This window comes from Polaromonas sp. C04 (genome assembly GCF_002002705.1).
Lineage (GTDB): Bacteria > Pseudomonadota > Gammaproteobacteria > Burkholderiales > Burkholderiaceae_C > Rhodoferax_A.
Genome location: NZ_MUNS01000031.1, coordinates 167,874 through 189,949, shown reverse-complemented (window position 1 = coordinate 189,949; position 22,076 = coordinate 167,874). Strand labels below are relative to the sequence as shown.

Genomic DNA, 22,076 nt, shown 5'->3' with positions numbered 1-22,076 from the left:
ACTCCATGAACTCCTCCATCGTCGAATGCCTCAGGAGCGCTGGCCGTCTGGACCGCATGTTCGTTGACGGCGAGTGGGTTCTGCCCCACGGGCAAGCTCGAACCTCTGTCATCGACCCGTCCACCGAGGAGCCTGTCACAGAGATCGCACTGGGAAATGCGCAAGACGTCGCTACGGCGGTGGCCGCAGCGCGGCGTGCTTTCGCCGCCTGGTCCGTGAGCTCCGCCCAGAGTAGGGCCGTCCTTCTCGACCGCGTCCACACACTGATCCTGGAGCGAGCAGAACTGTTCGCCCAGGCGATATCACTGGAGATGGGCGCTGCCATCGGCTTTGCGCGCAGCACACAAGTGCCGGTAGCGGCGGAGCACATCCGCGTGGCCCGGGACAATTTGGCCAGCTATCCGTTCCTCACCCATCGGGGAGACGTGGCCATCATGCGCGAGGCCATCGGCGTGTGCGGCCTGATTACCCCCTGGAACTGGCCGCTCTACCAGATCACGGCCAAAGTCGGCCCTGCGTTGGCGGCGGGATGTACGGTTGTCCTTAAGCCCAGCGAGCTGTCGCCGCTGAGCGCCTTGCTCTTTGCCGAGGTGATGCACGACGCCGGGATCCCGCCAGGTGTGTTCAACCTGGTGAGCGGCAATGGGCCGGAGGTCGGCGCCGCCCTGTCGGCGCATCCGGACGTGGACATGATCTCGATTACCGGTTCGACAAGGGCCGGCGTACTCGTTGCCCAAGCGGCCGCTCCCACTGTGAAGCGTGTGGCCCAGGAACTCGGCGGGAAGTCACCGAATGTGATCTTGCCCGATGCGGATCTGGCGCGTGCCGTGCCAGCAGGCGTGGCCTCCGGCTTGCGCAACGTCGGCCAATCCTGCAGCGCGCCGACGCGCATGATCGTTCCCCGCGCGCGGCTCCAGGAGGTGGAACGGATCGCGCTCGAAGCGGTAGCTAGCCTCGTGGTGGGCGATCCACGATCGACGCAGACCACACATGGCCCGGTGGCGAACCGCGCGCAGTTCAATCGCGTGCAGGAAATGATAGGCATCGGCATCACCGAAGGAGCGAAGCTCATTTGTGGCGGCCTCGGACGGCCAGAAGACTTGAGCCGCGGCTTCTACTGCCGCCCGACCATCTTCACCGCGGTGCAGCCTCACATGCAGATCGCGCAGGAGGAAATTTTCGGGCCGGTGCTCGTGCTGATCCCCTACGACAGCATGGACGAGGCGGTGGAGATCGCCAACGGCACCGTCTATGGTCTGGGCGCTCATGTGCAGGGCAAGGATCTGGGCGCGGCGCGCGCCGTCGCAGCGCGCATCCGGTCCGGGCAGGTGCATATCAATTACCCGGCCTGGAGCCCCCATGCCCCATTCGGCGGCTACAAGCGGTCTGGAAATGGCCGCGAATACGGAATCGAAGGCATCGAGGAATACCTGGAAACCAAGGCCATTCTTGGCTTCCAGGATGCCCCGACGCTCGCAACGACAGTTCAATCATCGCGCAACGCGCAGGAGCAATCATGACCTTGGCAATAGTGCTGCATCGCGCCGACGGCGCACCCGTTTCAACTTCGTTCCGCCGGGCTGCGTTCGGCAAGGACGACCCCTTTGCGCGTCACCGCGAAATCGCATGGGAAGGGCCCGAATCCATGATCGTGGGCCGAATCAGCTTCATCGGTGAGCTGGATGTCGCAAGCTTTCCCCACATCGAAACCATTGTCGTTGCGGAAGGCGAGCTGACTCTGACAGCGAGCGGCGCGGCCCCGCTGGTGCTCGGTCCACAGACAGGTGCTGTCATCGGATGCGGTACCTCACTTCGCATCCAGGCCGGATCCCGCGTCCGGTTTTCTTTTTGCGCGGCCGCTTGCGACAAACCGACAAAGCACAGCGTGACCCCGCTTCGCGCCGACGCCGACTTCAAGCCGGCCCGTTCGCTACCCCCGGAAGCGCTGCTCGGCCCGGCACCGGAGTGCCGCAGCGAAAATGTCTTCACCGAGGAAGGCGTGGGGTACAGCGCGGGTACCTGGGACTCCACCCCCTATCACCGGATTGTCCGCCCGCATCGCCAGAATGAGTTCATGCATCTGCTGGACGGGAGTGTCCGGTTCGCCGCGCCCGATGGTAGTGTGTTGTCTGCACAGGCGGGTGATGCGCTTTTCGTGCCTAAAGGCACATCGGTCGGATGGGAAAGCGGCGACCGCGTGGCGAAGTTCTTCGTGGTCCAGGCCGTCCAGGCATGAACGGGCGAACAGATTCATCATGTCCCCTCCGCTGAAGCAAATTCAAACTTCCCCCACGCCGCCGGCCTCGGCGGACGTCGTAGTGATCGGGGGCGGCATCGTCGGTGTCTTCGCCGCCTACTACCTGGCTCAGCGCGGCCTGTCAGTGGCCTTGGTCGAAAAGGGCAGGATCGGTGCCGAGCAGTCGAGCCGCAACTGGGGCTGGTGCCGGCAGCAGAACCGCGACGCTCGCGAATTGCCCATGGCGAGCAAGAGCCTGGACCTGTGGGAACAATTTGCCGCCGAGAGCGGCGAAGACACAGGCTTCCGTCGCTGCGGGCTGTTGTTTCTCAGTAACGACGAGGCAGAATTGTCCGGTTGGGCCAACTGGCGTGATTTTGCGAAAACCTCAGGCGTCACGAGTCACATGCTGAGCAGTCGAGAGGCCGCCGAGCGCGGGCAGGCGACCGGTCGCCCCTGGAAGGGCGGCGTCTATTCGCCCAACGACGGCACGGCAGATCCTGCCAAGGCCGCGCCGGCCGTGGCCGCTGCGCTCATCAAGCTCGGGGGCAGCGTCCACCAGAATTGCGCCGCCCGCGGCATCGAGACCGAAGGCGGGCGTGTCAGCGGTGTCGTCACCGAAGCCGGCGTCATCAAGACCAGGACGGCCGTGCTCGCCGGCGGCGCCTGGGCATCTGCATTCTGCCGCCAGCTGGGCATCCGTTTTCCCCAGGCCTCGATCCGCCAATCCATCCTCAGCGTGTCCCCTGTGGCGCATCGCCTGCCGGATGCCTTGGTGATGTCGGGCGTGTCCGCCACTCGCCGCGACGACGGACGCTACGCACTGGCCATCAGCGGCCGCGCGCGTGTGGACGTGACAGGTCAGTTCCTGCGCTTCGCCCCGCAATTCGTGCCCATGTTCGCCAAGCGCTGGCGCAGCCTTCTGCCGGGAGGCCTGCAAGGCATCCGGGGCGGCCACGAAACTCTGGCGCGGTGGCGGCTCGATGCGCCGACGCCCATGGAGCGGGTGCGCATCCTCGATCCGAAGCCCTGTTCGACCACGATCAAAGAGACCCACCGGCGCGCCGTCGAACTGCTGCCCCAACTTCGCGACGCCAAGATCACGCATGCGTGGGCCGGCTTCGTCGACAGCACGCCGGACGGTGTTCCGGGCATTGGCGAAGTGCCTGGCATGCCGGGTTTCATTCTGGCCGCGGGCTTCTCCGGACACGGCTTCGGCACCGGGCCCGGCGCCGGCCACCTGATCGCGGACCTGGCCACCGGCGCTGAACCGATCGTGGATCCCACACCATTTCGACCTGGTCGATTCAACAGTTCCGCATGGGGCAAGGTCGCTGATTTCTAGGCCTCGCGCGCCCAACCCATCCACTTAACCCCGCAACCCCTATCCAGGAGACAACCATGAATGATCACAGCAGCGAACTGAAAGGTATAAACATGAAGCGGACAAACAATATCGGCGATGCCGCCATGGGCAATCTGACTCGGCGCAACGCCATCTTTGCAGGCGCAGCCTCCTTTGCCCTGGATTCCCTGGGTCTGGGGGAGAATGCCCACGCCGCCGCGCCGCCCACGAAGCCGACGGGGCAGGCCATCCTCGGTTTCTCGCAGGAAGTTACCGTTCTTCATCCGCTGATGACCGCCAACGAGGTGGACCAGGGGGTCTGGTGGAACCTGTTCAGTCCGTTGTGGATGATCGATGCGGACGGGAAATTCGTGCCCCAGTTGGCGAAGGCGGTTCCGACCGTGGAGAACGGCGGCATCTCGCCCGATGGCCTGACTTGGCGTGTCGAGTTGCGCCACGACGTGAAGTGGCATGACGGCAAGCCGATGACGGCAGAGGACGTCAAGTTTTCTATCGGCCTGATGAAGAACCCGGCCTTTCGCGCCCGCAACCGCACCGCCTTCGAATACATTGCGTCCGTGGGCGTCGAAGGTGACAACGTCATCACCTGGAAGTTGAAGGAGCCGTATGCACCACTGGCATCTGTGCTGAGCTGGACCTTCATCGTCCCAGCGCACATTCTTTCGCAAAACTCGGACCCGAACTCGCCGCAGTTCGCCGCCGCTCCCGTCGGCACGGGGCCGTTCCGGTTCGTCAGCCGCGAGACCGGCAACTACGTGATCCTCGAAGCCAACACTAACTACTTCGGCAAGCCTCCGTTCCTGAACCGGCTCATCTTCAAGTACGTGCCGGACCTGAACGCGATGTACACGCAGTTCAAAACCGGAGAGATCGACTTCATCGGGCTGCAAGGCATCCCCGCCAACTTCTACAAGGAAGCGAAGGCGTTGCGCAACCGCCGCGTCTACGCCTCGACCCGCGGCGCGGTGGAGAACCTGACGCTCAACCTCGCGCACCCGGCGCTTGCGGACAAGGCGGTGCGCAAGGCACTGAACATCGCGATCGACCGGCAGTCGATCTGCGACCTCGTTTACTACGGCGTGCCAAAGCCCGCGAACAACTACCTCGTCCCGACACACTGGGCTGCCAACCCCAACTTGCCCAAACCCGAGTACGACCCGAAAAAAGCCGCCGCGATGCTGGACCAGGCGGGCTGGGTGCGCGGTGCGGATGGCATCCGCGCCAAGAACGGCGTGCGGCTGTCCTTCACGAGTTCCACGGTCACGGGCAACCAGTTGCGTGCGCAGACGCAGCAGCTCATTGCCGACGACTTCAAGAAGATCGGCGTCGAGATGCCGATCAAGAACATGGTGGCGGCGGTGCTGTGGGCCGATTTCTGGAGGAACTCCGAGTTCGACAGCCTGATGACCGCGCCGACCTACACGATTGCCTCCGACCCGGACGTCACGCATCGCTTCGGCTCCGGCGCGATCCCGAAACTCACAGGCTCGGGCTCCAACGTGAGCCAATACAAGAACGTCGCGGTGGATGCGCTGCTCGCTCGGGGCCGTCAGGAATACAACCATGCCAAGCGGAAGGAGATCTACGCCAAGGTCCAGGAGTTGATCATGGACGACCTGCCGTTCCTGCCGCTGTTCTACGAAGTGCAGATCGAGGGCACGAAGGGTGGCCTGGACGGCTACGTGAACAACGTGAATGCACTGGCCAACAGCTGGAACGCTGCCAGCTGGCGCTGGACGGCCTGACGCATCATGGGCCGCTATCTTCTGCGCCGCCTGTTGCAGTCTCTGCTGCTGCTGGTGCTGGTCTCGATGATCGCCTTCGCGATCTTGCATCTTGCACCCGGGGGGCCGCTGGCCCAGTTCCTGGCCACTGGCAATCTCGGCCCGGAAGACGTCGCTCGGCTCATGGCGCAGTACGGGTTGAACCGGCCCTTGCCGATCCAGTACCTCGAATGGGCTCGCAACCTGCTCATGGGCGACTGGGGCAGATCGTACCGGGATCAGCTGCCGGTGCTGGCGAAGATCGGCGTGCACATCATGCCCACGTTGGAACTCATGATCGCCTCGACGCTGCTGGCGATGTTCATCGGCGGCATGATCGGCATCCTGGGTGCAGTGCGGCGCTACTCGTTCTTCGACAATCTGGCCACGGTCGGGGCGATGGTCGCGCTGTCGATTCCCACGTTCTGGTTCGGCCTGGCGGTCATCTATGTGTTCTCCGTGAACCTGGGTTGGCTTCCGGCGGGCAACCGCGAGAACATCGGAGACGGCTCCTTCGTCGACCAGCTGCGGCATCTGGTGCTGCCGTGCATCGTGCTGGCGCTGGTCTCCACCGCAGTGTGGAGCCGCTACATGCGCTCTTCGATGCTCGACGTGGTGAACCAGGACTACATCCGTACCGCCAAGTCCAAGGGTGTCCCCGCCATGCGGATCCTGCTGCACCACGCACTGCGCAACGCACTGCTGCCCATGATCACGATCACCGGTCTGCACGTGTCCACGCTGCTGAGCGGCGCGCTGGTGACGGAGACCGTCTTCACCTGGCCGGGGATGGGCCGTCTCTTTCTCGACAGCGTGAGCAATCGCGACTATCCCGTGGTGATGGGAGTGCTGATGTTCACGGCCTGCATGGTCCTGCTGGGCAGCCTGCTGGCGGACCTTCTCTACTCAGTCGCTGATCCGCGCATCAAAGGAGCGTCGAAATGAGCACCGTGCCGACCGCATTGCCTGTTCCGCCGCGTCGTAGCCTCGCCGAGCGTTATCCTGCCCTCAGGCGCTTCCTGCGCCACCGGCTGGCGCTCCTGGGCCTGAGCGTCGTGCTGTTCATGACGCTCGCAAGCTTCGTGGGCCCCTGGCTGATCCCCTTCAACGACACCGATACCGACATACTTGCACGGCTGACAGAGCCGTTCGCCGGCCCGCACTTGCTCGGAACCGATCCGCTGGGTCGCGACATCCTGGCACGTCTCATGTATGCCGGTCGCATTTCCCTGTCGATCGGCTTCGCGGCCACGGCGCTGTCGGTGGCAGTGGGTGTGCTGGTCGGTGTCGTGGCGGGCTACTACCGCGGAGCAATCGGGGCTGCACTGATGCGGTTCGTGGACGCCATGCTCTGCTTCCCGACCATCTTCCTGCTACTGGCGGTTGCGGCCCTGATAGAGCCCTCCGTCACCTCCATCGTGGTACTGATCGCCGTGGCCAGCTGGATGGAATTGGCGCGCGTAGTGGAAGGACAGATCCGCTCGCTGCGCGAACGCGATTTCGCGCTGGCCGCGGAATCGCTCGGCGCCAGCGACAGCCGCATCATGTTCCGTGAGCTCCTGCCCAACGCCGTCGCGCCCATCGTGGTCGCTGCGACGCTGAACATCGCGCAAGCCATCCTGGCCGAGTCGTACATCAGTTTTCTGGGCTACGGCATCCAGCCGCCGACGCCGAGCTGGGGCAACATGCTGGAGAACGCGCAGAGCTACCTGACCAATGCGCCCTGGCTCGCGATCGTGCCGGGGCTGGCCATCACGCTGACCGTCACGAGCTTCAACTTCATTGGCGACGGCCTGCGTGATGCGCTGGACGCGAAACTGGATAGATGAGAGGTGATGGACATGAACCTTTACGAACCGATCCACATTCCTCAGGCCCAAGCCGCCGCTGAAGCGGAGAACATCCTGGACGTGCGCGGTCTCAACGTTTCCTTCCGAACGGCGGCCGGAACGGTGCATGTCGTGCGCGACGTCAGCTTCTCCGTGCGCCGCGGCGAGACATTGGCGCTAGTAGGGGAAACCAGTTCCGGCAAGAGCGTGACCTGCCTGGGCCTGCTCGGGCTCACTGCGCCCGCGCCCTACTGCACGATCGCCGGGTCGGCCCGGCTTGCGGCGCGTGACGGCAAGACCTACGAGCTGGTCGGCACGCCCGAGCGCGTGATGCGCAAGGTTCGCGGGGGTGTCGCTTCAATGATCTTCCAGGAACCGATGACGTCGCTGAATCCGGTGCACAACGTCGGGGCGCAGATCAGCGAGAGCTTGCGCATCCACCTCGGCATGAGCGCACGCGCTGCGACGGACCGCGCTGCCGAGCTCTTGAACCAGGTAGGCATCTCGGATCCCAAGCGCCGTCTCAAGAACTACCCGCACGAACTCTCCGGCGGCATGCGACAGCGGGTGATGATCGCCATGGCGATTGCCTGCGAACCCTCGCTGCTGATCGCCGACGAGCCGACGACCGCGCTGGACGTCACCATCCAGGCGCAGATCCTCGAGCTGCTACAGAAGCTGCAGTCGGAGACTAGCATGGCTATGGTCTACATCACCCACAACCTGGGCACGGTGGCGGAGATTGCCGACCGCGTGTTGGTCATGTATGCGGGCCGGATCGTCGAGCAGGCCGATGTCGTGACGCTGTTCACGGAGCCGCGGCATCCCTACAGCCGCGGCCTGATCCAATCGGTTCCGCGGCTGCATTCGAATCGCGCCCGCAAGACCCCACTGTTCGCCATTCCGGGCAACGTGCCCGATCCGGCCGCTCACCCGCCGGGTTGCACCTTCGGGCCGCGCTGCGGTCACTTTGTGCCGGGTCGCTGCGATGCCGCGGTGCCGGAGTTGGAGAACGCCCATCCGGGTCATCTGGTGCGATGCGCCCGTTGGCCGGAAATCAAAGGAGCCGCATGATGCTGCAGCAAGAACAACCACCCGCTTCCGTCCTGATGCAAGTCGAGCGCTTGCGCAAGTGGTATCCGCTGGATGGTGGCTGGTTCGGCAAACCGGCGCAGAGCGTCAAGGCCGTCGACGGTGTGAGTTTCGAGATCCACCGGGGCGAGGTACTGAGCCTGGTGGGCGAGAGCGGCTCCGGCAAAAGCACGATCGGCCGCGCCGTCCTGAACCTGGACCCGCCGACGGCTGGGCAGGTGCACTTCGACGGCAAACCCCTGGTGGGCCTCACGCGGCGCCAGATGCGGCCGCTGCGGCGGGCGATGCAGATGGTGTTTCAGGACCCGTATTCGTCCCTCAACCCGAAACACACGGTCGAGGAACTGCTTTCGGCCCCGCTGGAAATCCACGTGCCCGAAATGACGGTGCAGGAACGGCGCGAACGCATCGATGCCGTGCTGAAAACGGTCGGGCTCAACGCGGCGCACCGATCGCGCTATCCGCACGAGTTCTCGGGCGGGCAGCGCCAACGCATCGGCATCGCCCGTGCGCTCATGACCCAGCCACAACTGCTGGTGGCCGACGAACCGGTGTCTTCCCTCGACGTGTCGGTGCAGGCCCAGGTGATCAACCTGCTCCTCGAGCTGAAGCAGCGGCTCGGCCTCACGATGCTCTTCATCAGCCACGACCTCGCGGTGGTGGGCCACATCTCGGACCGGATCGCCGTGATGTATCTGGGCCGCCTGGTTGAGATCGCCGACGCCGAATCGTTGCTGAACAATCCGCGGCATCCCTACACGCGTGCCCTGATGGCCGCCGTGCCGAACATCGATCCGCGGCAGCGGGGCCCGCGCGAACTGCTCAAGGGCGACATCCCCAGCCCGCTGTCTCCCCCGTCGGGCTGCGCGTTCCGCACGCGCTGCCCACATGCCCAGCCCGCGTGCGCCCACGGCGTGCCCGAACTCAGATCCATAGAGCGGAATCATGCGACCGCGTGCATCCGCGACGACATCTAACGCAGGCCCATGTCCCCACCTATTCTTCGCATCCGCAGCGACGACAAGCGGCCCGAACAAGCCGACGCAGTGGTGATCGGCGGCGGCATCGTCGGCGTTTCCACGGGCTATTTCCTGGCCAAGCGCGGCCTCTCAGTCGCGATTCTTGAAAAGGGTTACATCGGTGGCGAGCAGTCCAGTCGCAACTGGGGCTGGTGCCGCCAGCAGAACCGCGATGCACGCGAGCTGCCTCTCTCGGCGCTGGCGCTTCGCCTCTGGGACGAGACGACGCGCGATATCGGGCGCGACCTCGGTTTCCGTCGATGCGGCCTGTACTACGCAAGCGACAACGCCAAGCAAATCGCCACCTGGGAAGACTGGGGAAGCAAGCACGGGCGGCCTTTCGGTGTTCGCACACGCATGCTCAGTGCGGCAGAGGCCGCGAGCGTCATGAAAGGCAGCGCCAATCGCAAGTGGCTGGGCGGCGTGCTCTCGATGGACGACGGCACGGCGGACCCTGCACTCGCCGCCCCTGTGATCGCGGAAGGGGCACGGGCTTTGGGCGCCACGATCCACCAGGACTGCGCAGCGCGTGGCCTCGACATCACCAACGGCGCGGTCAGCGGCGTCATCACCGAACGCGGCGTGATCCGAACGGGCGCTGTCGTGTGTTCCGGCGGCGCCTGGGCGTCCGCGTTCTGCCGTCGGCACGGCATTTCCTTCCCGCAGGCGAGCGTGCGCGCGTCCGTGCTGCGCACCCGTCCGCTCGAGGGTTTGCCGCCGGCGCTGTCGACGCCGGAATGCACGCTGACGCGCCGCCTCGATGGCAGCTACATCGTGGCGATCAGCGGCAGGGGGACGCTCGAGTTCACCCCCCAGGCACTGCGGTATGCACGCGAGTTCATGCCGATGTTCATGAAGCGGATCAAGGCAGTGGAGTTCGGCATCGGGCGTTCGTTCTTTCGCGGGCCTGAAGCACTCGGCAGCTGGGATTTTGACAAGGAGTCGCCGTTCGAGCAGATCCGCGTTCTCGACCCGGCGCCGGATCAAGGCGCGGTCCGCCGTCTGCTCGGCTGCGTCAAGCAGCTCTATCCCGTGATGAAGGACGTAACAGTGTCAGACGCATGGGGGGCGTACATCGATAGCACGCCCGACGCCGTGCCGGTCATTTCGGCGATCGATCGAATCAAGGGCTTGGTACTTGCCGCTGGGTTCAGCGGCCACGGTTTTGGCACAGGCCCTGGCGCGGGGCACCTTGCCGCGAGCCTGGTCACCGGCGAGCAGCCAGCGGTCGATCCCACACCCTTTCGCTTCTCGCGTTTTGGCGATGGCTCGAAGGTCACAGTCGGTGCCATCTGACGATCTCTCGACTGCGGCCTGATTCTTCTCGGTTCTTCTAAAAAGATCATTTCTCATGAGCAATCTCACCTTCTTCAAGTTTGACGACCTGGGCCCCTCGCGCGACAGGGCACCGCTGCCGGAGCGCCTCATGGAAGGCAACCCGCAATTCAAGAGTTGGGAAGTCGAACGATCTTCCGACGACAAGGTGCTCACCGGTATTTGGGAGACGACGCCGGGCACCTTCCGGTCAATCAAGGGCGGCACCCTGGAGTTCTGCTACATCCTCTCGGGCGTGTCGGAAGTGACGGAGGACGGAAAGCCGCCGGTGCGAGTAGAGGCAGGCGACGCGTTCGTGATGAAGCCCGACTTCACCGGCGTGTGGCGTTGCATCGAGACGACCCGCAAGATATGGGTTGTGTACGAGTGAACTCCATGTCATTCCTGTACAAGGCCGACCCGGTGCGCGGAGCGGAGTGGGCGCGGCTGTTCGCCATCAAGGCGCCGGACATCCCGTTTCACATCTGGCCCGACACCCGACGCGCGGACGGTGTGCGTTATGTTGCCGCATGGCTGCCGCCGCAAGACATCGCACGGCAGTTTCCCAACCTGCAACTCTTCTTTTCCACGGGCGCGGGGATCGACCAGTTCGACCTTGCCGCGCTGCCACCGGAATTGCCGGTGGTGCGCCTGGCGGAGCCCGGCGTCGTCGCGGGCATGGTGGAATACGCCACGATGGCCGTCCTTGCGCTTCACCGGGACCTGCCGGCCTACATCCGGCAGCAGCGCGAGGGCCGTTGGGCTGCGCACCGCGTCTATCCCGCATCGAAGCGGCGTGTGAGCGTCCTCGGCCTGGGCGTGCTTGGATGCGCTGTGTTGAACCAGCTGCGCACACTCGGCTTCCAGCTCGCCGGCTGGAGCCGAACGCGCCGCCAGCTCGAAGGCGTGGCGTGCTACGCGGGCCAGGAGGAACTGCCTGCGATGCTGGCCGGCACGGACATCCTCGTATGCCTGCTGCCGCTTACCCAAGAGACGCGCGGCATTCTCGACTCCACGCTGTTTCAGCATCTGCCGCGAGGGGCATCGCTGGTGCATGTTGGCCGCGGGGCGCACCTAGACCACCAGGCGCTGCTCGATGCGCTGGATACGGGCTGGCTGTCGGGCGCGGTCGTCGATGTCACCGATCCAGAGCCGCTGCCGGCGGACCACCCCTTCTGGGTGCACCCAAAGATCCTGCTCACGCCGCACATCGCGAGCATGACGCAGCCGGAGACGGCCGTGGAGCAGGTGCTCGATAACATCCGCCGCCACGAGGCGGGCGCGCCGTTGATCGGGCTGGTCGATCGTTCGCGAGGGTATTGAGAGCCATGAACAAAGACATTGAAGACTTGCTGCCAGCTCTGGTCGCTTTGCGGCGCGACCTGCACGCGCACCCCGAGCTGGCGTTCGAGGAGCGTCGCACTTCCAGCGTGGTCGTTGCTGCGCTGCGCGATTGCGGCCTGGAGGTGCACGAGGGAATCGGCGGGACCGGCGTGGTGGGCGTTCTGCGCAGGGGCAATTCGACGCGCATGGTGGGCTTGCGTGCAGACATGGACGCACTTCCGATGCGGGAGGACGCCGGGCGTCCGTACGTCAGCCGCCACCCAGGTGTTCACCACGGTTGCGGCCACGACGGCCACACAGCCATGCTGTTAGGGGCGGCCCAGCAGTTGGCGCGAGCCGGTAGCTTCGATGGAAGCATTGCCTTTATCTTCCAGCCCGCCGAAGAGGGACGGGGAGGTGCACGCGAGATGGTGCGGCAAGGTTTGTTCGACCGCTTTCCATGCCAATCCGTGTTCGCCCTGCACAACTGGCCCGACCTGCCTGCAGGCACGGTAGCGACAAGGCCGGGGCCGATCATGGCCGCGGCGGATCGCTTCGACATCGTCGTGCGTGGCCAGGGCGGCCACGCGGCGCAGCCGCATCGGACAGCCGACGTCGTGCTTGCCGCGAGCCACCTCGTCGCGCAGATGCACACCATCGTGTCGCGGCGAATCCCTCCTACGCAGAACGCCGTCTTGTCGGTGACGCGCATCAGCGGAGGTCAATCGCACAACGTCCTGCCGGCAGCCGTGGAGCTGACCGGCACCGTGCGCAGTTTCGACCCCGGCGTGCAGGACGCGATCGAGCAGGCGGTCCGCGACGTCGCGGCGGGTGTCGCGTGCGGGAGCGGCACAAGGATCGATGTTGAGTACACGCGTTACTACCCCGCGACGGTCAATAGCCCTGAGCACGCGCAGCTCGCACTCGAGGCAGCCCGGAGCGCCGGCCTTGAAGCGCAGGTGGCAGCCGCGCCGGCTTTCACCTCGGAAGACTTTGCATTCATGCTCGAGCAGCGGCCAGGGGCTTACCTGTGGCTCGGCCAGCGAGGCGCAGACCATGCGGTGCCGCTGCACCACCCATCGTACGACTTCAATGACGACGTTCTCGCGTGTGGCGTGCTTTGGTTCGTGGCCGTCGCGCAAATGGCCCTATGTTGAACGGAATCCTCGTCAAAAAATGAAACCAACGATGCTGTACTTGTCCACCCGCGGCCATCCCGACCGCAAGCGCTTTTGCGAAATCCTGCTGGAGGGCCTGGCGCCCGACGGCGGCTTGTATCTGCCGGAGCAATACCCGCAGGTCACACCCGAGCAGTTGTCCAAGTGGCGCGATCTGCCGTATGCAGAACTCGCCTTTGAAGTCCTCTCGCTCTACATCGACGACATTCCGGCAAAGGACCTGCGAGCGATCTGCCGCAAGACCTATACCGAAGAGGTGTTTGGCACGAAGGAGATCGTGCCGCTCCAGCCGTTGGAAGACGGCGTGTGGCTCCAAGCCCTGTCCAACGGGCCCACGCTGGCCTTCAAGGACATGGCCATGCAACTGCTGGGCAACCTGTTCGAATACGAGCTGGCCCACCGCGGCGAGGAGCTGAACATCCTGGGCGCGACCTCCGGCGACACCGGCAGCGCTGCGGAATACGCGATGAAGGGCAAAAAGGGTGTGCGCGTCTTCATGACCTCGCCGCATGGTCGCATGAGCCCGTTCCAGCAGGCACAGATGTTCAGCCTCCAGGACGCCAACATCCACAACCTCGCGATCGAGGGTGTGTTCGACGACTGCCAGGACATCGTCAAGACCGTGTCGAACGACCTCGAGTTCAAGCGTAAGTACAAGATCGGCACGGTCAACTCGATCAACTGGGCGCGCCTCATGGCGCAGGTGGTGTACTACTTCGCTGGCTACTTCCAGGCGACGAAGAGCAACGCCGAGAAGGTGAGCTTCACCGTCCCGTCGGGCAACTTCGGCAACATCTGCGCGGGCCATGTGGCGCGCATGATGGGCCTGCCCATCGACAAGCTCGTACTCGCCACGAACGAGAACGACGTGCTTGACGAGTTCTTCCGCACCGGCATCTACCGCGTGCGTGGCAGCGCCGACACCTACGAGACCTCCAGTCCGTCGATGGACATTTCCAAGGCCAGCAACTTCGAGCGTTTCGTGTTCGACCTGCTGGGCCGCGATGCGGGCACGGTCAAGTGCCTGTTTGGCGAGGAGCTTGCGAAGAACCGCCGCTTCGATTTAAGCGTGAACCCGGTGTTCGCGCTGGCCCGCGCGCGTTACGGCTTCCTCAGCGGCAAGAGCACGCACGCCGACCGCCTGACGACGATCCGCGACACGCACCAGCGCTTTGGCGTGACGATAGACACCCACACGGCCGACGGCCTGAAGGTGGCGCGCCACTTCGTGCAGCCCAGTGTGCCGATGATCGTGCTGGAGACGGCGCTGCCGATCAAGTTTGCCGCGACCATCGTCGAAGCCTTGGGTCACGAGCCTGACCGGCCCGCGCAATTCCAGGGCATCGAAGACTTGCCCAAGCGCGTGACGGTGCTTGCGGCCGACGCGTCGCAGGTCAAGGCATTCGTTGCCGCACACCTGTCCTGATCACAGCATGGCTGTCTTCACTGAAGTTCCGTTCGAAGAGGCTGCCGCCTTCTTGCGCCGGTTTGAGCTTGGCGAGCTGCGGGCCATGGCGGCCTGCCATGGCGGGATCGAGAACACCAACTACTTCGTCGACACGGATCGCGGCCAGTACGTGTTGACGCTCTTCGAGCGCCTGGTGTCGGAACAATTGCCGTTCTATCTGCACTTAATGCAGCATCTGGCCAATCGCGGCGTGCCGGTCCCCAGGCCGGCGCCGGATGCCGAAGGCCACATCCTGCACCGGCTGAAGGACAGGCCGGCCGCAGTGGTCGGCAGGCTGCGCGGCAGAAGCGAACTGGCTCCCAGTGCGCAGCATTGCAGCGCGGTGGGGGCGATGTTGGCGCGCATGCACGTGGCCGGCAGCGACTATGCCCTGCATCAGCCCAACCTGCGCGGGTTGCCGTGGTGGAAGGAAACCGTGCCGGTTCTGCTGCCTTACGTGGGCAAGGACCAGCGCACGTTGCTGCTGGACGAGTTGGCTTTCCAGACGCGCATCGCTGCATCGCCCGACTACACAGCCCTGCCGTGCGGGCCGGTACATGCCGACCTGTTTCGCGACAATGTGATGTTCGAGGGCGGCAGCCTGAGCGGCTTCCTCGATTTCTACTTCGCGGGTTGCGACACCTTCCTGTTCGACATCGGGGTCTGTCTCAACGACTGGTGCGTGGATCTGGACAGCGGAAGCGCCGACGCCGTGCGAGGGGCAGCGTTCCTGACAGCTTACGAGTCGGTGCGCCCGCTCATGGCCGAAGAGCGTCGTCTGTTGCCGGCGCTTCAGCGATCTGCAGCTTTGCGTTTCTGGGTGTCGCGCCTCTTGGACTACCACATGCCCCGCGACGCCGCCGTTCTGAAACTTCATGACCCCAGCCACTTCGAAAGCGTTCTGCGCCGACGCGTGAGCGATGCCGCCGACGAGGACATTTTCTAGAAAGGAACTATGAGAACCACCACAGATTTCTACGCCTCCCTGAGGGGTGAACTCGAGGAAATACAGGCCGCTGGCCTGCTCAAGCTTGAACGCCCGATCCGATCCCCGCAAGGAAGCCAGATCGCAACCACCGATGGGCTGAAAGTGATCAATCTCTGCGCGAACAACTATTTGGGCCTGTCATCTCACCCCGGCGTGATCGAGGCCGCCCATGGCGCCCTGGCTGCGCGCGGATTCGGTCTGAGTTCCGTCCGGTTCATTTGCGGAACGCAGGATGTCCACAAAAGGCTCGAAGTGCGGCTCTCACAGTTTGTCGGCACGGAGGACACCATCCTGTATGGGTCGGCATTCGATGCCAATGGCGGGCTGTTCGAGACACTGCTCGGGCCCGACGATGCCGTGATTAGCGACGAGCTTAATCATGCCTCCATCATCGATGGCATCCGCTTGTGCAAAGCCAGGCGCTATCGTTACCGGCACAACGACGTGATGGATCTGCGCGCACAACTGAAATCCGCTGATGAAGGGGGAGCCCGGTATAAGCTGGTGTTCACCGACGGGGTCTTCTCGATGGACGGGACCATCGCCCGCCTGGACGAAATCCGGAATATCTGCGACGAGTTCGGGGCATTGCTGGGCGTTGACGACTCACACGCCACCGGTTTTCTGGGCAAGCGAGGGCGCGGCACCCATGAATACCGGGGTGTCTTCGGCAAGGTCGACATCATCACGGGCACCCTCGGCAAGGCGCTCGGCGGTGCATCCGGCGGGTTCACGAGCGCTAGGGCAGAGGTCGTTCAGTTACTGCGCCAGCGCTCGCGGCCCTATCTGTTCTCGAACAGCCTAGCACCGGTGATCGTCGGCGCGACCTTGAAGGTGCTCGACCTCCTGGAAGCCGACACGAATCTTCGCGATAGCCTGGAGGACAACACGCGGTACTTCCGCGCCGGACTCGCGGCACGCGGTTTCGAGATGAAGCCAGGTGAACACCCGATCATCCCGGTGATGCTCTATGACGCGGAGCTTTCCCAGAGATTGGCCCGCCGGCTGCTGGAACTGGGGGTCTACGTGACAGGATTCTTCTACCCGGTCGTGCCCAAGGGGCAAGCTCGCATTCGTGTTCAGATCAGTGCGCAACATACCCGCGCCCAGCTTGACGCTGCATTGAGCGCCTTCGCGCAGGCCGGTAAAGAGCTGGGGGTGATCGCATGACCGGATCACCTCGCATTCTGGTCATCGGGGCCAACGGGCAGTTGGGCACCGAACTCTCGGCCGCGCTTGCGGATCGCTATGGCGCGGACAACGTGGTGGCCAGCGATCGCGTGGAGACGGGCCCCCACGCCGGGCCGCGCTACGAGATGCTCGATGTCACGGACGCCGGGCGCCTCGCTGAATTGGTTCAGAAACATCGCATCACCCAGGTCTACCATCTCGCAGCCGCCTTGTCGGCGACGGGCGAGACTGCACCAGAGTGGGCGTGGAGACTCAACATGGGCGGCCTGTTGAACGTCCTGGAGGTCGCGCGGCAACACAAGCTGGACAAGGTATTCTGGCCGAGCTCCATCGCTGCCTTTGGTCCGACGACACCCGCCGATGCCACGCCTCAGCGCACGGTCATGGAGCCCAGCACCGTCTACGGCATTTCGAAGCTGGCCGGCGAGGGCTGGTGCCGCTGGTACTTCGAGAACCATGGCGTGGATGTTCGCGGCCTGCGCTATCCGGGACTCATTTCCTACAAGGCGAGCCCCGGCGGTGGAACGACCGACTACGCGATCGACATCTTTCACGCGGCCCTCAAAGGGGAACGTTACACCTGCTTCCTCGCCGAGGATGAACCGCTGCCCATGCTCTACATGGACGATGCGGTGCGCGGGACCCTGGAGTTGATGGAAGCCACCAATTCGGCCATCACCGAACGCGGCAGCTACAACCTTGCAGGCGTGAGTTTCACGCCTCGCGAGATCGCGCAGGAGATACGCAAGCACCTGCCGGACTTCGAGATCGTGTATGAGCCCGATTTCCGTCAGGCGATCGCCAGCGGGTGGCCCGATTCGATCGATGACAGTTGCGCGCGGCGCGACTGGGGCTGGGCTCCGAGGTACGACCTTGCGGCGACTGTTCGCGACATGCTGAACAATCTGTCTCGTAGGTTGAACCCGCGCTCCACAGTGACTGCGTGAAGTCGCTGTGCGAATTGAAGGCAAGCGACGTGGTACGCATTGAGGTCGACAACATTGGCTTCATTAAGAACAGGATCAACTGATATGAAAACGCTGCATTACATGGCTCTCTTCACCGAAGTTCCATTCGAAGAGGCTGCCGCGTTTTTGCGCCCGTTGGGGCTTGGCGATCTGCGAGCTCAGCCGGTGACACCAATAACTCCTGAAACCAGAGCGGCTGACGCTTTATAGATAAGCGCTGGCGGCCATTTTTGTTTAAATTCCATCTTTCAATTCCATGTCCCTGACCCTCACCCTCACCCGCCCTGACCTGCTCCGTAACGCCAACTTCATCAACGGCTTGTGGAGCCCTGGCGCCGGTGGTTTGCTAGACGTGACCGACCCCGCTACCGGTGCCGTCATCACCTCCGTGCCGGACTCCGGCGCAGCCGAGGCTCTGGCGGCCCTGGACGCGGCCCATGCCGCATTCCCTGTATGGCGCAAGGTGCCTGCCAAGCAGCGTGCTGCCATCATCAAACGCTGGAACGACCTGGTGCTGGCCCACCAGGATGACCTGGGCAAGCTCATCTCCCGCGAACAGGGCAAGCCCCTTGCCGAGGGCAAGGGCGAAGTGACCTACGCTGCCAGCTACATCGAATGGTTTGGTGAAGAAGCCACGCGCATGAATGGCGACGTCATTCCGGCCCCTGTGCCGGGCCGACGCATGTTTGCGCTTAAGGAAGCCGTGGGCGTGGTCGCTGCCATCACGCCCTGGAACTTTCCGGCTGCCATGATCGCACGCAAGATCGCCCCCGCCTTGGCCGCGGGCTGCACCGTGGTGTGCAAGCCGGCGGAAGACACGCCGCTTACCTCGCTGGCCCTGGTCTTTCTGGCCCACGAGGCCGGCGTCCCTCCGGGTGTGCTCAACATCGTCACCGCCTCGCGTGATAACACGCCTGCCGTGGTGGACGTGTGGCTGGACGACCCGCGTGTGCGCAAGATCACCTTCACTGGTTCCACCCCGGTCGGCAAGCACCTGGCGCGTCGCAGTGCCGACACGCTCAAGAAGCTGTCGCTGGAGCTGGGTGGCAATGCGCCCTTCATTGTGTTTGACGACGCCGATGTGGACGCGGCTGTAGACGGTTTCATGGCCGCCAAATTCCGCAACGGCGGCCAGACCTGCGTGAGCCCCAACCGGGTATTTGTGCATCGGAACGTGTTTGATGCGTTTGCCACCAAACTCACGGGTCGCGTGGCAGCGCTCAAAGTGGGACCGGCAAGCGACCTGGCTTCACAGATTGGCCCCATGATCAACGACCGTGCCGTGGAGAAGATCGAGCGCCACGTGAATGACGCTGTGGTCCATGGCGCCCGGGTGCTCATCGGCGGAAAGCGCCTCGCGGAACTGGGGCCTAACTACTACGCACCCACCGTGCTCACTGGTGCAGATGCGACCATGGCCTGCGCCTGCGAGGAAACCTTCGGTCCTGTGGCGCCGCTAACAGTATTTGACGACGAGGCCGAGGTGATCACCGCCGCCAACGGCACGCCCTACGGTCTGGCCGCCTACTTCTTCTCATCGGACTTGCGACGAATCTGGCGCGTGGCTGAGGCGCTGGAGTCCGGGCTGGTCGGAATCAACGAAGGCGCGCTCGCCGCCGAGGCGGCGCCGTTCGGCGGTGTGAAGCAATCCGGCTACGGCCGCGAGGGCTCGGTGCACGGGCTCGACGACTACATGGTCGTGAAATACGTCTGCCAGGGCAACCTGCTCTAGCAGAGGGCGTACACCCCACCCGCAGCTCCAAAAGGATAGTCCCCTATGGAGATCATCGTAACTGCTCCCGTCAGGAAAGCAGAGACATAAATGAAGATCACCGATATTGACCCCAAATGGCCCGTCGCAGGCGTCGACGGCGTCATCGACAACGGACGGCTTACCTGGCGGGCTGGCGCCGACACGGGATCGCGCGCCGTCCACGTGTTCACGAGCATCCCATCTTTGGCGTGCCTAGTCCGCACATAACGCATGCGCTCCCCGACACCCGCCGTGCGTGCCGATACCCACCTGCGTCGCGCGCCCTGGTTTGACGCGCTCAACCCCGTACAACAGGAGCAGGTGCTGGCCACATCGCGCCTGCGCGTCGTGCCCAAAGGCACGCTGCTGGCGCATCATGGTGAAGTACCCTGCAACTGGTTGGGAGTCGTGCACGGGGCGCTCAAGGCCAGCACGTTCGCAGCCGATGGGCGCATCTCTGCCCGCCTGCTTGTCACGACCGCTGAATGGGCCGACGGCGAGGAACTGGTGCAGGGTGTGGCGCGCCGTCACGATGTGGTCGCCATCCGCGACACTGTGGTTGTGCTGCTTCCGGCGCCGGTATTTCGCGAGTTATTGGCGCGCAGCGCGGACTTTTGCCGTTTTGTGCTCATGCAGGTCAGCCGCCAGCATGCCCAGCAGTTGACCCGCATCGAGAACGCGCGCACCATGTCCAAGGTTGATCTCGTGGCCCAGACCGTCTTCGAGTTGGCAACGCAACTTGACGGGGCGCAAAACGGTTTCGTGGCGTTGAGACAGGAAGACATTGCCGAGTTCACCGGCATCTCGCGCCAGACAGTCAATCAGGCGCTCAAGGCGCTGGAGGGGCGCGGCCTGCTGCGCACGCTATATGGCCGCGTGGAGGTGCGTGACCTGGCCGCGCTGTCGGACTATGCGCGCCTCGAACTCCTGAGCGCGTGACGCACAGCCGCAACACAAGCCGCCAATTGTCAAGGTGCCGACAGAGTCGGCGCTCACCCCATCCTAGAATCGACTGCACCCCTAAAGCGTCAAGCTGCAGGCGGCATAGTCTCTCCAAGTTCGTGGGTATGTCGCTTGCGGCGTACCCACTTTTTTTGAAGACATCGCCGCGTGAAGACCCGCAAAGACTCTATGCGGTGCTGGGATCTGCCGTACTCGGCGCCATCTAGTCCCGACCACGTTCCGTCGAATCCCCTTTCAGTCCGTTCCAGATTCACATTGAGTACAGCTCGGAGTTTGATTTCCTCGTTGTACAACTGTGGTTGGATGTGAAGGGCGCCATTCTCCGATGTCCAAAATAATAGCTTCGGTTTTAGTTCGATAGAGTTCCCCGCATCGGTGTTGGCTTGGGCGAGGATAGCGAAGCGGGGCAATTGGAGCCCCCCAGCTGTGGATCGTGAGGGAACATGCAGCTCGGGTAACCAACCCTAGAGGCGGCAATCGTTGCATCCCCCAAGCGATTGAATGATCGACGTCCTCAACCGCCGCCGCTGCCTACCGCGGCTTGGATCAACCCGCCACCAAAGGAGGTATTCAACCCCCAAGAACCACAGCCCTGCACAGTAAATGTATGAAGCCGCGGTGTAGCAAAGTCATCGACACGTTCCGCAGCGCCTGGGCATGCCCGCGTCAACCCCTCGCGGACTGCTGCAGGAAATCGACGAAGCGATCTAGCGCCGGACGACGACCTTGCCCCGGCGCCAAGATGCCGATCTCGTGGATGGGAAGGCGCTCTGACCAAGCGATCTCGACAAGTTGGCCTGATTCAACAAGACGCGCAACGATACTCAACGGCAGCAGTGCTAAAAGGGGCTCTTGTGTCAGCAGATTCCAAACCATGACCGGCGAGGCGGTGAGGACGTTGTATTTGCGTACGCTGCTCGGAGCCAGAGCGAAAAAGGCGTCGAACACCGCCCGCGAGGAGATCGAGGTTGGCGTCACCAGCCAGGTTGCGCTAAGAAGTTCGTCCATGCCAATTCGTCGCTTGCGAATAAACGGGTGGGCTGGCCCGGCGATGATGGCGAAACGGTCTTTCCAAACGGGAGTAAAGCACCAACCGTCCGGAAGGACCGCCGGCACGCGGCAGACTGCGCAGTCGACGTCGGCATCGGCGACCAGGGCCGCCTGACGGGCAGCGTCGGCCTCCTGAAGCTGGACTAACACGTCTGGATACTTTCGAACGAATTCCGGGACAGCTCGGCCCAAGGGGCCTCCTATCGCCGCGGAGATGGCCGCGACGCGTACCACCATGTTGGAGCCTTGAATGAGCGCAGCAGCCTGGGTCGCCGTGTCATCGATCAGACCGAGTGACCGGCGGGCCAGCGGCAAGAGCGCCGCACCGACAACGGTCAGGCTCATGCCCCGGGAGTGGCGCAGAAACAGCGGAGCTTCCAGCAATTGCTCAAGGTCCGCCAGCGCCTGGGTTGCCGTCGGCTGGCTGATACCTACAGCGTCGGATGCCCGCTTGACGGTTTGCAGTTCAGCAACCTTGACGAAAACGTGCAAGTGCCGCAGGCGCGCTCGATTCAACAGGCGGTTGCGCAAGGTGGTGGCGGTAGTTTCCATGGTCCAAGCCTTTAAACGTCAGCAATGGCGTGATATCGGTATTG

The 22,076-nt window shown here is 63.8% G+C and carries 21 protein-coding genes; 20 read left to right on the top strand and 1 reads right to left on the bottom strand.

Annotation, left to right across the window (positions count from 1 at the left end):
- Positions 1 to 5 precede the first annotated feature (5 nt).
- The 20 genes from B0E49_RS11785 to B0E49_RS11700 all read left to right on the top strand — a co-directional run bounded on the left by B0E49_RS11785 (position 6) and on the right by B0E49_RS11700 (position 20,406).
- Positions 6 to 1,520: an aldehyde dehydrogenase family protein gene (locus tag B0E49_RS11785; RefSeq protein WP_077562393.1), complete on the top strand. Its 1,515-nt coding sequence runs from the start codon at positions 6 to 8 to the stop codon at positions 1,518 to 1,520.
- Complete coding sequence (locus B0E49_RS11780; RefSeq protein WP_077562392.1) at positions 1,517 to 2,236, top strand: cupin domain-containing protein; 720 nt, start codon at positions 1,517 to 1,519, stop codon at positions 2,234 to 2,236. Before B0E49_RS11785 ends, B0E49_RS11780 begins: the two co-directional genes overlap by 4 nt.
- A gap of 19 nt (positions 2,237 to 2,255) precedes the next feature.
- Positions 2,256 to 3,581: an NAD(P)/FAD-dependent oxidoreductase gene (locus tag B0E49_RS11775; RefSeq protein ID WP_077562391.1), complete on the top strand. Its 1,326-nt coding sequence runs from the start codon at positions 2,256 to 2,258 to the stop codon at positions 3,579 to 3,581.
- Positions 3,582 to 3,673: 92 nt separating this feature from the next.
- On the top strand, positions 3,674 to 5,347 hold the full coding sequence (locus B0E49_RS11770) for a peptide ABC transporter substrate-binding protein (protein WP_077562478.1): 1,674 nt from the start codon (positions 3,674 to 3,676) through the stop codon (positions 5,345 to 5,347).
- A gap of 6 nt (positions 5,348 to 5,353) precedes the next feature.
- Positions 5,354 to 6,310 carry an ABC transporter permease gene (locus B0E49_RS11765; protein WP_077562390.1) on the top strand — a complete coding sequence of 319 codons (957 nt, stop codon included), beginning with the start codon at positions 5,354 to 5,356 and terminating at the stop codon, positions 6,308 to 6,310.
- Positions 6,307 to 7,194, top strand: a complete 888-nt coding sequence (locus tag B0E49_RS11760; protein ID WP_077562389.1) for an ABC transporter permease — start codon at positions 6,307 to 6,309, stop codon at positions 7,192 to 7,194. Before B0E49_RS11765 ends, B0E49_RS11760 begins: the two co-directional genes overlap by 4 nt.
- Positions 7,195 to 7,200: 6 nt before the next feature.
- Entirely contained in the window at positions 7,201 to 8,268 is a 1,068-nt protein-coding gene (locus B0E49_RS11755) for an ABC transporter ATP-binding protein (protein WP_286137956.1), read from the top strand.
- Positions 8,265 to 9,263: an ABC transporter ATP-binding protein gene (locus tag B0E49_RS11750; protein ID WP_286137955.1), complete on the top strand. Its 999-nt coding sequence runs from the start codon at positions 8,265 to 8,267 to the stop codon at positions 9,261 to 9,263. Before B0E49_RS11755 ends, B0E49_RS11750 begins: the two co-directional genes overlap by 4 nt.
- Before the next feature lie 9 nt (positions 9,264 to 9,272).
- On the top strand, positions 9,273 to 10,601 hold the full coding sequence (locus B0E49_RS11745; RefSeq protein ID WP_077562388.1) for an NAD(P)/FAD-dependent oxidoreductase: 1,329 nt from the start codon (positions 9,273 to 9,275) through the stop codon (positions 10,599 to 10,601).
- A 55-nt stretch (positions 10,602 to 10,656) separates the two neighbouring features.
- Positions 10,657 to 11,010, top strand: a complete 354-nt coding sequence (locus B0E49_RS11740; protein ID WP_077562387.1) for a cupin domain-containing protein — start codon at positions 10,657 to 10,659, stop codon at positions 11,008 to 11,010.
- Between the two features lie 5 nt (positions 11,011 to 11,015).
- Positions 11,016 to 11,942, top strand: coding sequence for a 2-hydroxyacid dehydrogenase (locus B0E49_RS11735; protein WP_077562475.1), 927 nt, complete (start codon positions 11,016 to 11,018; stop codon positions 11,940 to 11,942).
- Between the two features lie 5 nt (positions 11,943 to 11,947).
- Positions 11,948 to 13,099, top strand: coding sequence for a M20 aminoacylase family protein (locus tag B0E49_RS11730; RefSeq protein WP_077562386.1), 1,152 nt, complete (start codon positions 11,948 to 11,950; stop codon positions 13,097 to 13,099).
- A gap of 31 nt (positions 13,100 to 13,130) precedes the next feature.
- Positions 13,131 to 14,546 (top strand): threonine synthase, encoded by a 1,416-nt coding sequence (thrC, locus tag B0E49_RS11725; RefSeq protein ID WP_077562385.1) that lies wholly within the window; start codon positions 13,131 to 13,133, stop codon positions 14,544 to 14,546.
- Between the two features lie 7 nt (positions 14,547 to 14,553).
- Entirely contained in the window at positions 14,554 to 15,513 is a 960-nt protein-coding gene (locus B0E49_RS11720) for a homoserine kinase (RefSeq protein WP_077562384.1), read from the top strand.
- Positions 15,514 to 15,522: 9 nt separating this feature from the next.
- A complete protein-coding gene (kbl, locus tag B0E49_RS11715; protein WP_077562383.1) occupies positions 15,523 to 16,725 on the top strand; it encodes a glycine C-acetyltransferase in 1,203 nt (400 codons plus the stop codon).
- Positions 16,722 to 17,693 (top strand): NAD-dependent epimerase/dehydratase family protein, encoded by a 972-nt coding sequence (locus B0E49_RS11710; protein WP_077562382.1) that lies wholly within the window; start codon positions 16,722 to 16,724, stop codon positions 17,691 to 17,693. The genes kbl and B0E49_RS11710 overlap by 4 nt, the downstream gene beginning before the upstream one ends.
- Positions 17,694 to 17,777: 84 nt before the next feature.
- Positions 17,778 to 17,924 (top strand): hypothetical protein, encoded by a 147-nt coding sequence (locus B0E49_RS20540; protein ID WP_168175049.1) that lies wholly within the window; start codon positions 17,778 to 17,780, stop codon positions 17,922 to 17,924.
- A 52-nt stretch (positions 17,925 to 17,976) separates the two neighbouring features.
- Positions 17,977 to 19,446, top strand: coding sequence for an NAD-dependent succinate-semialdehyde dehydrogenase (locus tag B0E49_RS11705; protein WP_077562474.1), 1,470 nt, complete (start codon positions 17,977 to 17,979; stop codon positions 19,444 to 19,446).
- 90 nt (positions 19,447 to 19,536) lie between these two features.
- Positions 19,537 to 19,695 (top strand): hypothetical protein, encoded by a 159-nt coding sequence (locus tag B0E49_RS20535; RefSeq protein ID WP_168175048.1) that lies wholly within the window; start codon positions 19,537 to 19,539, stop codon positions 19,693 to 19,695.
- A 3-nt stretch (positions 19,696 to 19,698) separates the two neighbouring features.
- Positions 19,699 to 20,406, top strand: coding sequence for a Crp/Fnr family transcriptional regulator (locus B0E49_RS11700; protein WP_077562381.1), 708 nt, complete (start codon positions 19,699 to 19,701; stop codon positions 20,404 to 20,406).
- A 690-nt stretch (positions 20,407 to 21,096) separates the two neighbouring features.
- Here B0E49_RS11700 and B0E49_RS11695 read toward each other — a convergent pair.
- Entirely contained in the window at positions 21,097 to 22,032 is a 936-nt protein-coding gene (locus B0E49_RS11695; RefSeq protein WP_077562380.1) for a LysR family transcriptional regulator, read from the bottom strand.
- Positions 22,033 to 22,076 lie beyond the last annotated feature (44 nt).

Bases quoted from the DNA above. Each gene is read 5' to 3' on its own strand.
- B0E49_RS11785 (WP_077562393.1), top strand. From the start codon at position 6: ATGAACTCCTCCATCGTCGAATGCCTCAGGAGCGCTGGCCGTCTGGAC.
- B0E49_RS11780 (WP_077562392.1), top strand. From the start codon at position 1,517: ATGACCTTGGCAATAGTGCTGCATCGCGCCGACGGCGCACCCGTTTCA.
- B0E49_RS11775 (WP_077562391.1), top strand. From the start codon at position 2,256: ATGTCCCCTCCGCTGAAGCAAATTCAAACTTCCCCCACGCCGCCGGCC.
- B0E49_RS11770 (WP_077562478.1), top strand. From the start codon at position 3,674: ATGAAGCGGACAAACAATATCGGCGATGCCGCCATGGGCAATCTGACT.
- B0E49_RS11765 (WP_077562390.1), top strand. From the start codon at position 5,354: ATGGGCCGCTATCTTCTGCGCCGCCTGTTGCAGTCTCTGCTGCTGCTG.
- B0E49_RS11760 (WP_077562389.1), top strand. From the start codon at position 6,307: ATGAGCACCGTGCCGACCGCATTGCCTGTTCCGCCGCGTCGTAGCCTC.
- B0E49_RS11755 (WP_286137956.1), top strand. From the start codon at position 7,201: ATGGACATGAACCTTTACGAACCGATCCACATTCCTCAGGCCCAAGCC.
- B0E49_RS11750 (WP_286137955.1), top strand. From the start codon at position 8,265: ATGATGCTGCAGCAAGAACAACCACCCGCTTCCGTCCTGATGCAAGTC.
- B0E49_RS11745 (WP_077562388.1), top strand. From the start codon at position 9,273: ATGTCCCCACCTATTCTTCGCATCCGCAGCGACGACAAGCGGCCCGAA.
- B0E49_RS11740 (WP_077562387.1), top strand. From the start codon at position 10,657: ATGAGCAATCTCACCTTCTTCAAGTTTGACGACCTGGGCCCCTCGCGC.
- B0E49_RS11735 (WP_077562475.1), top strand. From the start codon at position 11,016: ATGTCATTCCTGTACAAGGCCGACCCGGTGCGCGGAGCGGAGTGGGCG.
- B0E49_RS11730 (WP_077562386.1), top strand. From the start codon at position 11,948: ATGAACAAAGACATTGAAGACTTGCTGCCAGCTCTGGTCGCTTTGCGG.
- thrC (WP_077562385.1), top strand. From the start codon at position 13,131: ATGCTGTACTTGTCCACCCGCGGCCATCCCGACCGCAAGCGCTTTTGC.
- B0E49_RS11720 (WP_077562384.1), top strand. From the start codon at position 14,554: ATGGCTGTCTTCACTGAAGTTCCGTTCGAAGAGGCTGCCGCCTTCTTG.
- kbl (WP_077562383.1), top strand. From the start codon at position 15,523: ATGAGAACCACCACAGATTTCTACGCCTCCCTGAGGGGTGAACTCGAG.
- B0E49_RS11710 (WP_077562382.1), top strand. From the start codon at position 16,722: ATGACCGGATCACCTCGCATTCTGGTCATCGGGGCCAACGGGCAGTTG.
- B0E49_RS20540 (WP_168175049.1), top strand. From the start codon at position 17,778: ATGAAAACGCTGCATTACATGGCTCTCTTCACCGAAGTTCCATTCGAA.
- B0E49_RS20535 (WP_168175048.1), top strand. From the start codon at position 19,537: ATGAAGATCACCGATATTGACCCCAAATGGCCCGTCGCAGGCGTCGAC.
- B0E49_RS11700 (WP_077562381.1), top strand. From the start codon at position 19,699: ATGCGCTCCCCGACACCCGCCGTGCGTGCCGATACCCACCTGCGTCGC.
- B0E49_RS11695 (WP_077562380.1), bottom strand. From the start codon at position 22,032: ATGGAAACTACCGCCACCACCTTGCGCAACCGCCTGTTGAATCGAGCG.